This window comes from Gemmatimonadota bacterium (assembly GCA_016719105.1).
In the GTDB taxonomy this organism is placed as follows: domain Bacteria; phylum Gemmatimonadota; class Gemmatimonadetes; order Gemmatimonadales; family Gemmatimonadaceae; genus SCN-70-22.
The window spans coordinates 318,076-333,622 of sequence record JADKAQ010000046.1; the positions used below are offsets into that span (position 1 = coordinate 318,076).

Below are 15,547 nucleotides of genomic sequence, written 5' to 3' on the forward strand. Positions count from 1 at the left end.
CGCGCGCACTTGCCATTCGCGGGAAAGCGGCGGACGTTGGGTGGTTGCCGTCGCCATCGTCTGCGGGGCTCGCGTTCGTGCCCCGCCTCTCACGCTGCACTCCCATGCGCCGCCTCCCTTCCTCGTCCGCCGCCGCCCCGATCGCCCATGCGCTCCCGACCGTGGCCTCACGCCCCGTGGCGCGGTCTCTCGCACGCTCGCTGATCTGGACAACCGCCGCGAGCTCCCTCGCGCTCACCGCGCCAGGCGCCCAACGCCCGGCTGCCGGCGACTCCTCCGCGCGCGCCACCTGGGACGTCACCCTCGCCCGCGGCACGACGCGTGACATCGAGTTCACGACCAGCGAAGGAACATGGATGTCGGTCGACCTCTCACCCGATGGCACATGGGTGGTCTTCGATCTCCTCGGCCACGTGTACCGGATGCCGGCGAGCGGAGGCACCGCCCAAGCGTTGACACAGTCGAGCGGCGTCGCCCTCAACTTCCAACCGCGCATCTCGCCCGACGGCAAGTCGATCGCCTTCATCACGGATCGGCGCGGGCAGTACAACCTGTGGCTGATGGATGCCGACGGCGCCAATCCGCGCCCGGTCTTCACCGATCTCAACGTCGCCGCCTTTCGAACCGGCGTGGACGCCGGATGGACGCTTCATCGTCGTGCGGCGTGCGGCACGTGGAGCCTTCGGCGGCGGAGGCGCTGCGACCGGGAGCGGCCTCTGGATGTACCACAAGGACGGAGGCACGGGCGTCGCGCTGGTGACGGCAGGCGCAGGCGGGGCCAACGCCACGCCATCGTGGCCCACGGTCTCGGGCGATGGGCGCTACCTCTACTACCAGGTGGGGATGAACGCCGAGCCGCGCGAGATCCTCGGCGGGACGTTGCAGCTGCGACGCTTTGCCTTCGAAGGGGGCGACGTCATCGACATCACCAACGGCGAGAGCGGGAGCGCCGCGGCGTCGCGATTCTCGTCAGGCGGCGCAGCCGCCCCCGAGATCTCCCCCGACGGACGCTGGCTCGCCTTCGCGCGCCAGATCCCCGATGGGACGCTCTCGTTCAAGGGACACCAGTTCGGCCCGCGCACCGCGCTCTGGCTCCGCGACCTCAAGACGGGGAGCGAGCGGCTGCTCATGGACCCCATCGAGCCGCTGACCGCCGTCGCAGGCAAGACGCTCGGCATCCTTCCGCGCTACGTCTGGTCGCGCGACGGCAAGTCGATCGTGCTCATGCAAGGCGGGAAGATCCGGCGAGTGGATGTGGGGACGGGGATCGTCGCCACGATTCCCTTCACCGCGCCGGTCAAGCGCACGATCTCGCAGATGGCGCGGCGCGAGTTCCGCATCAGCGACGAAGCGCTCGCGCCGCGCTACTTCCGCTGGCCCTCGACCAGCGCCGACGGGCGGCGTATCGCCTTCCAGGCGGTGGGGCGCGTCTACGTGCAGGATGGCGCGACGGGCACGCCCCGCCGCGTCACCTCGGCCAGCTTTTCGCCATTGGAGTTTGCCCCACGTGGAGCCCCGACGGCCGGTCGCTCGCCTTCGTCACCTGGGACGACACGGGACGTGGGCATGTGTGGAAGGTTGGGGCCGACGGCGGCGCGCCGCAGCGCCTCACACGCGACCCCGGCGACTACACCGAGCCCGCGTGGAGCGCCGACGGTCGCCACGTGATCGTGGCGCGAGGAGAGGGGGCCACCGCGCGCGGACGCACGATGACGCATAACGCGTGGTTCGACGTCGTACGCCTGGACGCCAGCGCGGCGCAGGGCGACACCGGGGTCACGATCGGGATGATCGAACGCCCCACCGGTGTCTCGGTGGGCGGCGAAGCACGCCGTCAGCTGCCACGCCCCTCGGTCGGCCCGGAGGGACGAGTCTTTTGGCCCGAACAGCGCGTCGCCAGCGCCGGACGCCCCGGCGGCACCGCGCTGGTCTCGATCACGCTCGACGGCAAGGACCGTCGCGAGCACCTCACCTTCCCCGCCGCCGACGAGATGGTCCCGTCGCCCGACGGCGAGTGGATCGCCTTCCAGGAGGGCGACAACGTCTACGTCGCTCCCATGGCCTACGGCGGCGTCGGCGCCGACGCCCAGCGCATCGAGAAGCGTCGAGGGCAGTTCCCGGTTACCGCGCTCACGCGCGACGGCGGGCTCTATCCGCGCTGGCGCGACCGCCTGACGCTCGAGTTCTCCAGCGGCCCGCACTTCTACGTCCACCACCTCGACACCAAGCGCACCGACACGCTCACCCTGCGGCTGACGGTGCCGCGCGCGGTGCCTTCCGGCAGCGTCGCCCTCACCAACGCCCGCCTCGTCACGCTCAACAAGCGGCAGGTGATTGAACGTGGGACAATCGTCGCGCGCAACGGGCGCATCACCTGCGTGGGCGCGTGCAGCACCGCAGGAGTGGACCGCGTCATCAACGCCAGCGGCAAGACGATCATCCCGGGTCTCGTCGACATGCACTCGCACCACTATCGCGAGTGGCGTGGCATGCGCCCCAAGCACGACTTCGAGCAGGCGATTTATCTCGCGTACGGGGTGACGACGACGCTCGACGTCTCGATGCACTCGCAGAACATGTTCCCCACCGCAGAGCTGATCGAGGCCGGGGAGATGATCGGTCCGCGCGGCTTCAGCACCGGCGACAACATCACCGCCGGCGACGCCACGCGCGCCAACGAGATGAACAACGCCCGCGACGCCTTGGCCGCCGTTCGCAAGATGGCCGACTGGGGGGCCGTCTCCATCAAGCAGTACGCGCAGCCGCGCCGCGACCAGCGGCAGTGGATGGCCGAGGCGGCGCGCACGGTGGGGATGAACCTCACGTCGGAGGGCGGCTTCTTCTACGAGGACCTGGGCTTCATCATGGACGGGCAGACCGCCTGGGAGCACGCTTTCGAGGAGGTGCCGATGTACAGCGACGGCGCCAAGTTCCTCGGGAAGGCGGGGGCGACCTACTCGCCCACGCTCGTCGTCTCCGGCGCCGGCCCGTCCAACATCGACTACTGGTTCCAGGAGTCGAACGTCTGGCAGGACGCCAAGCAACGCCGCTGGTTCCCATGGCGCGCCCTGGTCCCGCACACGCGCGTGCGCATGACGCGCCCGGTGACCGACTACTCCTATCCGCTGGTGGCGCAGGCGATGGCCGACATCATCGCCGAAGGGGGATGGGGGGCGTTAGGCTCGCACGGCGAGCACCACGGGCTCGCCCCGCACTGGGAGCTGTGGATGGGGGCGTCGGCGTTAGGCAACCACGGCGCGCTCGAAGTCGCTTCGCTGCACGGCGCCCGCTTCCTCGGCGCCGACAAGGACCTCGGCTCCCTCGAGGTCGGGAAGCTCGCCGACCTCATCGTCCTCAACGCCAACCCGCTGCAGAACATTCGCGCCACGGCCGACGCGTGGTACGTGATGAAGGGAGGCGTGTTGTACGACGCGATGTCGCTGGACCAGGTGTGGCCCAAGCAGGTGCCGTTCGGGCCGAACTACTGGGGCAACGCCGAGGTGCTGCAGCAGAATTCAAAGGGGACGGATACGTTCGACAAGAAGCGATAGGGCAGCTGGAACGCCATCCTGCGCCTTTCCCGTCGACCGGGGATGGCGTAGGTTCGCCGCGCTGGCCAGCGCTCCGTCCTCAACGATTTCGGCCTCATGAAAGGCACCCTCACGATCGTCGCCGTCGCGATCGTCTCTCTCTCCGGTAACTCGCAGGCACAAGTCGACTACCATCGCGCCGACCTCATTCGAACGGCTCCACCCCGGATGTTGGGGATCCCGGACGACTGGGGGAGCGGCATCGGGGTCGCGGTCGGTCTGGCACACCCCAACTGGCTCGCCGACAGCGCGCGCTTCTGGTATAGCGTGAAGACGGCGCGCGGTCGCGAGTTCGTGCTGGTCGACCCGCGCGGCGCGCGCCCCACCCGACGCCTCGCCTTCGAGAATGCGTCGCTGGCTGCCGCCCTCTCGGTTGCGGCTGACACGGCGTTCGACCCCCGTACACTTCCCTTCCGCTCGTTTGTCTACCTCCCCGGCGAGCGCGCGCTTTCGGTGCGCATCGGCACGCAGCGCTTCGAATGCAACGTCACCGCATACACCTGCACGGCCCGTGATACCGCCACGGCACTTCACCCTGCGCCGTGGGCCGTACGCTCGCCCGACCAGCGGTGGGAGGCGTTCGTCAGGAAGGGGAATCTCTGGATCCGCCGCGCCGACCCGGCCGCGAGGGACTCCATACAGCTGACGACCGACGCCGAGGCGGACTATGGCTACGGCCTCCGCGTGTCGAGCACCCCGATGCCGGACCCCGACAAGCGCCGCCCGGATCTCTGGTGGTCGCCCGACTCGCGGAAGATCGCCATCCTGCGCATCGATGAACGCGCGGTCCCGAAGCGCACCGTCTATTCCTCCACCGGGATCGCCCCCAGGGCCTTCCAGTATCCCGCGGCGTATCCGCAGGACTCGGTGACCCCGATGTACGACACGTACGTCATCGACGTCGAACGGCGGACGCAGCGCAAGATCGAACGTCCAAGGCAGCAACTCGACGTCTTCGGACTCAGCGGCCCCGATCAGGTGCAATGGACGGCCGCGAGCGATCGACTCTACCTGATGGAGGGCGAGCGCGCCAACAAGGGCGCACGCATCGTGACGGCCGACGCGATCACCGGCCAGGCGCGCGTGGTGCTGGCGGACTCCAGCGCGACCTTCATCGAGGGGGCGAACGGCGTCGCCACCGGCAACTGGCGCGTGATCGGCAACGAGCTACTCTGGTGGTCCGAGCGCGATGGCTGGGGACACTTCTATCGCTACGGCACCGACGGCACGCTCCTGCAGCAGGTGACGCGCGGCCCGTGGCTCGCCGATCGGCTCAGGTACGTCGACCGCGCGGCCAGGCAGATCTACTTCTCGGCACGCGGACGCGACCCCGCCAATCCCTATTACGCCCACCTCTTGCGGGTGAACTTCGATGGGTCGGGCCTCACCGACCTCACACCCGAGACTGGGAATCACGATGTCTCGGTGATTCCGGCGGGCGGGGCCTTCGTCGACGTCCACTCGCGCCTCGACCTCCCCGGGACCACGGTGCTGCGCTCGACCCTCGACGGTCGAGTGCTGCTCGAGCTCGAGCGGGCCGACCCTTCGGAGCTTCTGGCCGCGGGGTGGACGCCACCGACGCCGTTCACGGTCAAGGCGCGCGATGGCGTGACCGATCTCTATGGTCTGCTCTACCTCCCCAGCACCGTCGACACCGCGAAGCACTATCCGGTCATCGACTACATCTATCCCGGGCCGCAGCTCGGCACGATCCGCACCTGGGGGTATCCAACCACCGGCGAACGACGGGCGCTTGCCGAGCTTGGCTTCGCCGTCATCGAACTCAACGCGTTAGGCACCCCGGGTCGCTCGAAGGCGTTCCACGATGCGTACTACGGCGACCTGGGTGACGGCGGAATCCCCGACCACATCGCCGCCATCAAGCAGCTGGCGGCCCGCTACCGGTTTCTCGATCTCGACCGGGTCGGCATCTATGGCTATTCCGGGGGAGGCTTCGCTTCCACCGGTGCCATCCTCCGCTACCCCGACTTCTTCAAGGTCGCCGTATCGGGGGCGGGCAATCATGATAGCCGGTCGTACAAGTTTGATTGGGGAGAGAAGTACCAGGGGCGCTTCAAGGCCGACACCGTGCGGGGCACCGACAACTTCGAGAGTCAGGCCAACTATCGCCTGGCCGGCAACCTCAAGGGACGCCTCCTCCTCTTTCACGGGGACATGGACACCAACGTCCATCCGTCCATGTCGCTGCGTCTCGTTGATGCGCTGATGAAGGCGGGGAAGGACTTCGACATGTACATCGTCCCCGACGCTGGGCACGAGTTGACCCCCTACATGATCAAGCGCGGATGGGACTACTTCGTGCGTTGGTTGCTGGGCGCCGAGCCTCCACGCAACTACAAGATGATGGAGTGCAGTGAGCCCTACGCCTGCTGAAGCCTGAGCATGAATGGCTCCCCGGCAGGCCAGTCACGCCACCCCCGACGCATAGCAGCCACATCCGAAGGGGACGGATAGGTTCGACAAGGAACCATAGCGCCTAACGCCCCTTCGCGGCGGCCAGCTCGGCGAGGTACACCACATTCGGCCCCTCCGAGCGGGCCGCCGCGATATCGGGGAGCCCGTCGCCGTTCACGTCCCCGATCGCGAAGCCATACACCGTCCCGCGATCGTCGCCAAACGGGACACTGATGAAGTGGCGCCCGGTGCCGTCGTTGAACAGCGCCACCGACGGCGCCTTGCTGTTCCCCACCACGATGTCGACCAACCCATCGCGATTGAGGTCGGCCACGGCGAGGGCATACGGGACGCGCGTGCGCACATCGAGCGGCACCCCCGCGGTGTATCCGCCCTCCCGCATCCCGAAGTACGCCGCCGCACCGCGCGCCTCGTCGATGACCACGATGTCCTGCCGCTGGTCGCCGTCGAGGTCGGCGACGGCCGCGATGCGCACGTTTGCATCTGACGGACCGAAGGGCATGGCCGAGAAGGTCGGCGAGCCCGTCCCGCCCGTATTGCGATACACGAAGCTCTGGCCGCCGTCGCGATTCGGCACCACGAGGTCGATATCGCCGTCGCCATCGACGTCGGCCGGAGTAATCGTCGTCGCCGACTCGCGAGAAAAGGCGATGCAGTCGCCGTCGAAACGCCCGCCACCGCGATTGAGGCAGACGTAGTTGGCCCCGCGTCCGCCGGCGCGGTTGGCGACGACGATGTCGGGACGCCCGTCGCCGTTGAGATCGGCGACGCTGGCGTTGCGCGTGGGCCACTCGGCGTTGCCGAACGTCCCCGCCGCGCTGAAGTGCCCCGCCCCATCATTCAGATAGATGCGCTTGGGATCGGGGCGGTCGTTGCTGATCACCACGTCGAGATCGCGATCGCCGTCCAGGTCGACCAGCAGTCCGGAGTATGATCGATCGGACGCCTCACCCAGGTCGTAGCCGGCGGCGAAACCGCCACGCCCGTCGCCGAGCATCACGCGATCGACGAGCGGCCAGTGCCGCCCCTTGGCGAGCACGATGTCGGGCCGTCCATCGCCGTTCACGTCGCCGATGCTGGCGTTGGCCGACGTCTCCGACGACTGCTCGAGCATCACCACGCGACGGTACTGCATCACCCGTGGCGCCGCAGGCACGGCGACGTCCGGCGTGGCTCCGCCCCGCGTTCCGGCCGAACGGGCGCCTCCCGACGTGCAAGCCGCCGCTGCGAGAAGCGCCAGACCACACGCCGCGGCTCCCGCCACCGCTCGCGACTGCCTAACCAGTGAGCGCCGCGGAACGACCGACGTCATGCCTTCCATACCGAGATCTCCTCCACGCCCTTGCGGCGAATGTCCGGCACCCGCGCATCCGCCGCCGGATACCCCACCGGCATCACCAGCATCGCCTTTTCATTGCTCGGCCGACCCAGCAGCTCACCCAGAAAGGCCATCGGGTTGGGCGTGTGCGTCAGCGTGACCAACCCCATCTGGTGCACCGCTGCGATGAAGAAGCCCGCCGCGATGCCGCACGACTCCTGCGTGTAGTAGAACGTGCGCTTGCTCCCGTCCGCGTTCACGCCGTGCGCCTGGCGGAAGAGCACCACCACCCACGGCGCATCGGTGAGATGCGGCTTGTGCTCGTCGGTGCCCAGCGGAGCGAGGGCGGTGAGCCACTCCTCGGGGGCCCGTCCGTGGTAGAACTCGCGCTCCTCCTCCTCGGCCGCACGCCGGATCTCGGCCTTTAGGGCTGGGTCGGCCACGGCAACGAAGGTCCACGGCTGCTGGTGCGCCCCGCTCGGCGCCGTCCCGGCGGTGCGGATGGCGTACTCGATCAGCTCGCGCGGGACTGCATCGGTGGAGAAGTGCCGCGTGGTGCGGCGGCGGTTCATCTCCTCGTAGAAAGCCCGGGCGCGCTCGCGCGACTCGTCGAGCGATCGCCGCTCGAACTGCAGCGGGACGAAGGGGTGCGCGGGGGGGATGGCAGGAGCCGCGGAATCTGACATGGTGATCGGCGATCGAGGGCGGGGGGCGACGGGGAACAACAGGGGCCCGGCCGCACGATCCCGGCCGGGCCCCACCCACCAAACAACAGCGCCGACTACTTCGCCGCCACCTTGTCGATGGCCTGCGCCAGCTCGGTGTAGGCCTCGGCCGAGCTTTGGCGGAACGGCGTCGCCTTGTACGCCACCTTGCCGTCGGGGCCGACCACGAAGAGGAGCCGCTTGGAGAAGCCCATGCGCAGCGGGGTCAGCGCCCCGTAGGCCTTCCCGATCTTGCCATCATGGTCGCTCACGAAGGCGAACGGGAAGCCGGCCTCCTTGGCCCACGCGGTGAGGTCGGCGTCGGAGTCGGTGCTCACCCCCAGCAGCGCGACGTTCTTCCCGCCGTTGAACAGGTCGGGATACTGGTCGCGGTAGGCGGTCATCTGCGTGGTGCAGCCGGGGGTGCGCGCCTTGGGAAAGAAGGCAATCACGACCGTCTTCCCCTTCATGGCCGACAGCGTCATCGGCGCCGCGGCAGCGCCATCCTTGGTGACCGGACGGACGGTGAAGTCCGGGGCCACAGCGCCGACGGCGGGACCATCCCCGTCCTGGGCGTGCAGGGCGGCGGGGGCGCCGAGGCCTAACGCGACGCTGGCAATCGCCGTCGCGGTGCGTACGAGAGTGCGGTGCTTCATGGGTGGGTTCCTCGGGGTCTTCTGGGCGCCGCCAGCGGTGGGCGGGGCCTGCCGGGGGTGAACGCATCCAACCCGCCAACGGTTCGCCCCTCCTCGGGCGCTCCCCGTCCGAGCGCGTGTGGCGGGGGGTCGGCACCGGCCTGTAGCTTCTCCCGGCGTCCGTGCACCACCCTCGACCGATTCTCGCGCCTTTCCGACCATGCGCCTGTTCCGCGTCCCTGTCTCGCTGCGCGCCCTCGCCCTCCCCACCCTCCTGCCGCTCGCGCTCGCCGCGCAGGGGGCGCCCCCCAAGGGCTACCAGTTCGCCATCGAGGACTACGCTCGCGCCGAGCGATTCCTTGGGCAGACGATGAACCCGCTGGTGAGCGGCACGGCAGGGCGGCCCACGTGGCTCCCGGACGGCCGCTTCTGGTATCGCGCCACGACCGCGAACGGGAGCAGCTTCGTCCTCATGAACCCGGCCAAGCGCACGCGCGCGGCGGCCTTCGATCACAACCGCCTGGCCGCGGCCCTCGGCACCGCCAGCGGTGCGACGCTCGAGGGGGACCGACTGCCCTTCCCCACGTTCGATCTTGCCGCTGACGGCAAGGCGCTGACCGTGGCCCTGCGCGGCCAGCGTTACCGCTGCGACCTGGTGGCCTACGCGTGCACCGCCCTCCCCAAGGGACAGGCGGTCCCGCCCAGCGCCAGCGTCTCTCCCGACGGCAAGTCGGCCGCCTTCATCCGCAACTACAACCTGTGGGTGAAGGACCTGGAGAGCGGCGCCGAGGTGCAGCTGACGACCGACGGGGTGAAGGAGTTCGGCTACGCCACCAACAACGCCGGCTGGGTGCATAACGACTCGCCGGTGCTCACCTGGTCCGACGATTCGCGCCGGATCGCCACCTTCCAGCACGACGGGCGCGGGGTGCGCGACATGTACCTCGTCAGCACCAACGTGGGGAGCCCGAAGCTCGAGGCGTGGAAGTACCCCATGCCGGGGGACAGCGTGATCTTCCGCATCTCGCGCGTGATCCTCAGCAAGGGCGCCGACGGCACGTGGTCGATGGTGCGCCTGCAGATGCCGCCCGACCAGCACCGCTCGACAGTGAGCGACCACATCGCCTGCGGCGACATCATCTGCGACACGCAGTGGTATCCCGACGGGTCGAAGTTCGCCTTCATTTCGTCCTCGCGCGACCACAAGCAGGCGTGGCTCCGCATCGCCGACCCCAGGACGGGGGAGGTGCGCACCCTGCTGGAGGAGAAGAGCGCCACGCAGATCGGCGACGCCTCGCAGCCGGAGAACCTCTGGCGCATCCTCCCCGGCACCAACGAGTTCATCTGGTGGTCGGATCGCGACGACTGGACGCAGCTGTACCTGTACGATCTCACCACCGGCGCGCTCAAGAACCGCATCACGACCGGCGACGGGAACGTCAGCGACATCGTGCGCCTCGACGAGAAGAAGCGGCAGATCTGGTTCACCGCCCAGGCCCGCGAGGCGGGGCGCGACCCGTACTTCCAGCACTTCTATCGCATCGGCTTCGACGGCAAGGGGCTCACGCTGCTCACCCCCGAAGTCGCCAACCACAGCGTGTCGCTTTCACCTGACGGGAAGTACTTCGTCGACACGTACTCGACCCCCGACACGCCGCCCGTCAGTGTCCTGCGCGACCTGAGCGGCAAGATCGTGCAGCCGCTGGAGAAGGCGGACGTCACTCGGCTCCTGGCCTCCGGCTGGCGTGCCCCGATCCCCGTCACGGCCAAGGCGCGCGACGGCAAGACCGACGTCTACGGGCTCATGTACGTCCCCAGCAAGCTCGACTCGACGCGCAAGTACCCGATCATCAACCACATCTACCCGGGACCGCAGTCGGGGAGCGTGGGGCCGCGCATGTTCGTCCCCGCACGCGGCGACAACCAGGCGCTGGCCGAGCTGGGCTTCGTGGTCGTGGAGATCGACGGCATGGGGACGCCGGGGCGCTCGAAGACGTTCCGCGACTTCTACTATGGTCGCATGGGCGACAACACTCTCCCCGACCAGATCTCGGCGATGAAGGAGCTCGCCTCGCGCCACCGGTTCATCGACATCGACAACGTCGGCATCTGGGGACACTCCGGCGGCGGCTTTGCCACGGCGGCGGCGATGTTCCGCTATCCCGACTTCTTCAAGGTGGGGATCTCCGAGTCGGGGAACCACGACAACCGCAACTACGAAGACGACTGGGGCGAGCGGTACCAGGGGCTGCTGACCAAGAGCTGGCCTAACGACAACTACGCCGAGGAAGCCAACCAGACGCACGCCAAGAACCTCAAGGGGAAGCTCTTCCTCATCCACGGGATGATGGACGACAACGTCCCGCCGGTGAACACGCAGCTGGTGGTCGATGCGCTGATGAAGGCAGGGAAGGACTTCGACCAGATCATGCTTCCACACGCGCGCCACGGCTTCGGCCCCGACGCGGCGTACATCATGCGCCGCCGCTGGGACTACTTCGTGACCAACTTGCAGGGGAACATCCCACCCAAGGAATACCAGATCGGGAAGCCGCGGGTGGTGCCGTGATCGTCTCCGCACGCCGTTCCATTGCACTGCTCGTTGCGCTTGCAGCTCCGCTGCAGGCGCAACGCAGCGCCGCTCCCAAACCGCTCGTTGCTCGCACCGTTGACTCGATCGTCGCGGTCGCACTCAAGACCTTCCCGACTCCTGGCGTTGCCGTCGCAGTGATCCAGGACGGCAAGGTCGTCGTCGCCAAGGGGTATGGCGTGAAGAAGGTGGGAGAGGCCGCGCCCGTGACCCCGGTGACGCGCTTCGGCATCGCCTCGAACACCAAGGTCTTTACCGCGACCGCGCTCGGGATGCTGGTGGAAGAGGGGAAGCTGGAGTGGGACGCCCCGGTCATCCGCTATCTCCCGCAGTTCGCGATGTACGACCCGTTTGTTACGCGCGAGATCACCATCAAGGATCTCCTCGTGCATCGCAGCGGACTCGGACTCGGCGCCGGCGACCTGCTCTGGTGGCCGGCTTCGACCTACACGCGGTCCGAGATCATGCGCCGCCTGCGTTACATCAAGCCGGCCACGTCGTTCCGCTCGGCGTACGCCTACGACAACGTCCTCTACCTCGTGGCCGGTGAAGTGATCGAGGCCGTGAGCGGGATGTCGTGGGAACAGTTCATCGAAACGCGCATCCTGCAGCGCGTGGGGATGACGCACAGCACGTCGCGACACGGCGACGCCGCCGCCCCGGGTGACGTGGCGCATACGCACACGCTCCTCGACGGAACGCTCAAGGCCATCGCGCCGATGACGAGCGACAATACCAACCCGGCCGGCGGGATCAACAGCGGCGCCGAGGACATGGCGAAGTGGGTGTTGACGCTGCTGGATTCGGGGAAGGTGGGCGATGGGAGCCGGCTCTACCAGCCGCGGACGGCCCGTCGACTGCAAGAGCCGGTGACGCCGATGCCTAACGGCATGCCGCCCGCCGCGATCGCCCCGCTGGCGAGCGACTTCCGTTTCTACGCGCTTGGGCTCGACGTCAGCACCTTCCGTGGGCGGAAGATCCTGCATCACACCGGCGGGCTCCCCGGCTACCTGTCATCGGTGGCATGGATTCCGTCGGAGCGCGCGGGCGTCGTCGTGCTCACCAACGACGAATCGGCGACGTTTCTCGCCCTCACTTGGACGCTGATGGATCGCGTGCTGCGCACCGCGCAGCCGTTCGACTTCATCGCCGGCTACGATTCGCTGCGGGCCCGCCAGCAGGTAGCGCTCATCGACGCCGCTCGTCAGGCACAGGCCTCGCGCGACTCGCTCTCGCGCCCGTCGCTCGCGCTCGCGAAGTACGCCGGCGCCTACGAGGACGCCTGGTACGGCGATATCGACATCGCGCAGGACAACGGCGGGCTGGCGATTCGGTTCTCGCACTCGCCACAGCTCGTGGGCGACATGATCCCGTGGCAGCACGACACGTTTCTGGTGCGCTGGCGCGATCGCGAACTCAGGGCCGATGCCTACATCACCTTCATGCTCACGCCCGACGGTGCAATCGACCACGCGAAGATGGTCCCGGCATCACCTGAGGTGGACTTCTCGTTCGACTTCCAGGACCTGGAGCTGAGGCCGAAGGGGAGGCGGTAGTCACACCGACCTCGACCCAAGGATTGATTCCGTTACCGCACGGACGGCTCTAGCATGAAAGAGAGGAGGGAGACGCTCGTCCCTCGTCCCGTACCAACTCGTGCTATGTGGTCCCATCAGAAGCAACCCGCCCGCGCGATCCGCAGGCTTTCGGTCGCGCTCCTCGCCGTCGCGTGTGTCACCACGATCGCGTGCGGCGTGTCCCAGCAACAGGAAGTGGAGCTTGGTGCCGGCGCCGCGGCGCAGGTAAGCGAGCAGTTGCCGCTCGTGAAGGATGCCGCCGTCGTTCGCTACGTCACATCGCTCGGCAATCAACTCGCCCAGGCGACCGACAGCCGGGGCCTCAGCTGGTACTTCACCGTCGTCGACAGCAAGGAGATCAACGCCTTCGCGCTCCCGGGCGGATGGGTCTACGTCAATCGCGGCCTGATCGAGAAGGCGACCAACATGAGCGAGCTGGCCGGCGTGCTCGCGCACGAGATCGGCCACATCACGCGGCGACACTCCGTGCAGCAGATGCAGCAGGGCCAGGGCGCCAACGTCGGCCTGTCATTGCTCTGTACCCTCACCAACGTCTGCGAGAGCGGTGCCACACAGGCCGCCATCAACATCGGCGGCAGCGCGCTGTTCGCGAAGCTCAGTCGCGGCGACGAGGCGCAGGCCGATGAAGAAGCGGTGGCGACCGTCGTGAAGGCGGGGATATCGCCGTTAGGCATCCCGGAGATGTTTCGCCTCCCTGATGGCGGCGCGCCAGTCCAACCCCAGCTCCCTCGACGCGTTCTTCGCCAGCCATCCGCTCGAGGAGAGTCGCGTCGCGGCGACCGAGGCGCAGATCGCCAAGTACCCGGCGAGCGCGCTGCAGCGACTGACGCGGGACACGAACGCGTTCCAGACCTTCCGTCGTCGCCTGTTGTTGCTGCCGCCGTCGCCTGCACCCAAGGCGAACTGACCGGCGCCGTGAGACGACGGGGCGCATCCGTGTGCGGATGCGCCCCGTCGAGACCGGCGAGCTCGTGGTCGCGCTACTTCATGCGCTCGAACCGCACCCCGCGCACGCGACCGTCGGTGATGGTGAAGCCGTTCACCTTCCCCGTACGATCGCGCGTGAACTGGAAGGTCGCGCCGAACGCCGCGGTGAAGACATCGCGAGACGCCGGGGCCAGCGGGGAGTCATCGAGCTTGCGATGGAACATGACCAGCGACGAATCCGCGACGCGCAGGTCGTAGCGCACGTCGAGCTCCTCGCTGTAGAAGGCCCCCGCATACGCCGCCAGCGCCGCACGATCGGGGGTGAACGGCGCCTCACGACGGAAGATGAGCGGACGCGTGGTGTGCGGCACCTGCGCCACCCCGGTCACCGTGGTGCCTGACGAGCGCAGGACCAGCGCATTCGCGCTCGCTGCGATGCGCGCCGAGGTGTCGCTCGTGATCACCAGGGGGCGCCCGTCGCCAAGCGTGAGGGTGTCGCCCGCCAAGCGTACGCGCAGCACGGCCTGGCTCACGGAGTCGCGATACGTCCCCACCCAGCGCTGCTTGATTTCGGCCGAGACGGCCCGCGGGACCGTGTCGATCGAGAGGGCCTGCCGCGGGGCGCTGGCACCAAGCAGGACGTCGAGCACGTTTCGCGTGAGGACGTTCGGCGTGGCGATGGCGGCGTTGCACAGAACGGCGATCGCGATCCCGCGTTCCGGATAACGTTCGACCTGCGCGCGATAGCCGGCATCGGCACCACCATGCCCGATGGCCGAGAGCCCGCGATACTTGAAGATGGAGAGTCCGTAGCCGTAGCTGGTCGGCGTCCCATCGTTGAGCGTGGAGCTCGTCTGCGCCGCCGCCACCAGGGCACGGCTTCCCACCGTCGGCGCGTCGAGGTTGGCCATCCACTTGAGCATGTCGCCCGCAGTCGTGAAGAGCGACGTCGCTCCGTACGTGTCGAAGACCGGGATGGAGATCTTCCACCCGCCGCCAGGACGCGGTTCGTACGCCGAGGTGCGCCCCCGTACGATCATCGTGTGGTCGTCGTGGAAGTGCGTGTCGCGCATCCCCAGCGGGGCAAAGATGCGTTCCTGGGCAAACTCGCGCAGCGACTTCCCGCTCACGCGCTTCACGATCACCGCCAGCAGTGTGTAGCCGGTGTTGGAGTACGCCCACTCCGCTCCCGGCGCAAAGTTGGTCCCCTTCTGCCGCGAGACCATCCGCAGGACGTCCTGCTCGGTGATCAGGTCCTCGGGAAAGCGCCAGCCGGCGTAGCCCAGCAGCTGCCACTGGTCGCGCAGTCCGCTCGTGTGGTGGATGAGCTGGCGCACGGTGATGCGCTGCCCGTAGTTGGGAATCTCGGGGACATGCTGGCGCACGTCGTCGTCCAGCGACAGCCGCCCCTCCTCGGCCAGCAGCGCCACCGAATACGCGGCGAACTCCTTGGAGACCGACGCGACGTGAAAGATCGACGATGGGGTGATGGCGATCGCGTGCTGCAGATCGCTCATCCCGTAGCCGCGCGCGTACACCTCGCGTCCGCCCTGCGAGATGCCCAGCGCGCACCCGGGCGAGTCGGTGCGATCCCAGCGCGAGAAGACGGCGTCGACTCGCGTGCGGATGCTGTCGGGGAGTTGAGCCTGCGCGACCGAGGCGCCGGTGGTGAAGGCAACGACGGGGGCGAAGGCGAGCAGGAGGGAGCGCGTAAGCATCGCGACGGTCGGCAAGAGTGGAAAGGCGAGG

Annotated in this window: 9 protein-coding genes; 5 read left to right on the top strand and 4 right to left on the bottom strand. The window is 68.2% G+C overall.

Annotation, left to right across the window (positions count from 1 at the left end; genetic code table 11):
* The first annotated feature begins 104 nt into the window (after positions 1 to 104).
* Positions 105 to 3,551 carry a PD40 domain-containing protein gene (locus IPN47_25545; protein MBK9411344.1) on the top strand — a complete coding sequence of 1,149 codons (3,447 nt, stop codon included), beginning with the start codon at positions 105 to 107 and terminating at the stop codon, positions 3,549 to 3,551.
* A 96-nt stretch (positions 3,552 to 3,647) separates the two neighbouring features.
* Positions 3,648 to 5,984 (top strand): DPP IV N-terminal domain-containing protein, encoded by a 2,337-nt coding sequence (locus IPN47_25550; protein ID MBK9411345.1) that lies wholly within the window; start codon positions 3,648 to 3,650, stop codon positions 5,982 to 5,984.
* 103 nt (positions 5,985 to 6,087) lie between these two features.
* Here IPN47_25550 and IPN47_25555 read toward each other — a convergent pair whose 3' ends face one another.
* From IPN47_25555 to IPN47_25565, 3 genes are all read right to left on the bottom strand, one after another.
* Positions 6,088 to 7,182, bottom strand: a complete 1,095-nt coding sequence (locus tag IPN47_25555; GenBank protein MBK9411346.1) for a VCBS repeat-containing protein — start codon at positions 7,180 to 7,182, stop codon at positions 6,088 to 6,090.
* Between the two features lie 152 nt (positions 7,183 to 7,334).
* Positions 7,335 to 8,030: a nitroreductase family protein gene (locus IPN47_25560; protein MBK9411347.1), complete on the bottom strand. Its 696-nt coding sequence runs from the start codon at positions 8,028 to 8,030 to the stop codon at positions 7,335 to 7,337.
* A gap of 95 nt (positions 8,031 to 8,125) precedes the next feature.
* Positions 8,126 to 8,704 carry a redoxin domain-containing protein gene (locus tag IPN47_25565; GenBank protein MBK9411348.1) on the bottom strand — a complete coding sequence of 193 codons (579 nt, stop codon included), beginning with the start codon at positions 8,702 to 8,704 and terminating at the stop codon, positions 8,126 to 8,128.
* A gap of 451 nt (positions 8,705 to 9,155) precedes the next feature.
* On the opposite strand from IPN47_25565, the gene IPN47_25570 reads away from it, so the two are divergent.
* The 3 genes from IPN47_25570 to IPN47_25580 all read left to right on the top strand — a co-directional run bounded on the left by IPN47_25570 (position 9,156) and on the right by IPN47_25580 (position 13,778).
* Positions 9,156 to 11,252 carry a DPP IV N-terminal domain-containing protein gene (locus IPN47_25570; GenBank protein ID MBK9411349.1) on the top strand — a complete coding sequence of 699 codons (2,097 nt, stop codon included), beginning with the start codon at positions 9,156 to 9,158 and terminating at the stop codon, positions 11,250 to 11,252.
* Complete coding sequence (locus IPN47_25575) at positions 11,249 to 12,829, top strand: serine hydrolase (GenBank protein ID MBK9411350.1); 1,581 nt, start codon at positions 11,249 to 11,251, stop codon at positions 12,827 to 12,829. The genes IPN47_25570 and IPN47_25575 overlap by 4 nt, the downstream gene beginning before the upstream one ends.
* Positions 12,830 to 13,568: 739 nt before the next feature.
* Positions 13,569 to 13,778 (top strand): hypothetical protein, encoded by a 210-nt coding sequence (locus IPN47_25580; GenBank protein MBK9411351.1) that lies wholly within the window; start codon positions 13,569 to 13,571, stop codon positions 13,776 to 13,778.
* Between the two features lie 73 nt (positions 13,779 to 13,851).
* On the opposite strand, the gene IPN47_25585 is transcribed toward IPN47_25580, so the two are convergent.
* On the bottom strand, positions 13,852 to 15,516 hold the full coding sequence (locus IPN47_25585; GenBank protein ID MBK9411352.1) for a serine hydrolase: 1,665 nt from the start codon (positions 15,514 to 15,516) through the stop codon (positions 13,852 to 13,854).
* Positions 15,517 to 15,547 lie beyond the last annotated feature (31 nt).

Coding starts and splice junctions, on each gene's coding strand:
- IPN47_25545 (MBK9411344.1), top strand. CDS start 105: ATGCGCCGCCTCCCTTCCTCGTCCGCCGCCGCCCCGATCGCCCATGCG.
- IPN47_25550 (MBK9411345.1), top strand. CDS start 3,648: ATGAAAGGCACCCTCACGATCGTCGCCGTCGCGATCGTCTCTCTCTCC.
- IPN47_25560 (MBK9411347.1), bottom strand. CDS start 8,030: ATGTCAGATTCCGCGGCTCCTGCCATCCCCCCCGCGCACCCCTTCGTC.
- IPN47_25565 (MBK9411348.1), bottom strand. CDS start 8,704: ATGAAGCACCGCACTCTCGTACGCACCGCGACGGCGATTGCCAGCGTC.
- IPN47_25570 (MBK9411349.1), top strand. CDS start 9,156: ATGAACCCGGCCAAGCGCACGCGCGCGGCGGCCTTCGATCACAACCGC.
- IPN47_25580 (MBK9411351.1), top strand. CDS start 13,569: ATGGCGGCGCGCCAGTCCAACCCCAGCTCCCTCGACGCGTTCTTCGCC.
- IPN47_25585 (MBK9411352.1), bottom strand. CDS start 15,516: ATGCTTACGCGCTCCCTCCTGCTCGCCTTCGCCCCCGTCGTTGCCTTC.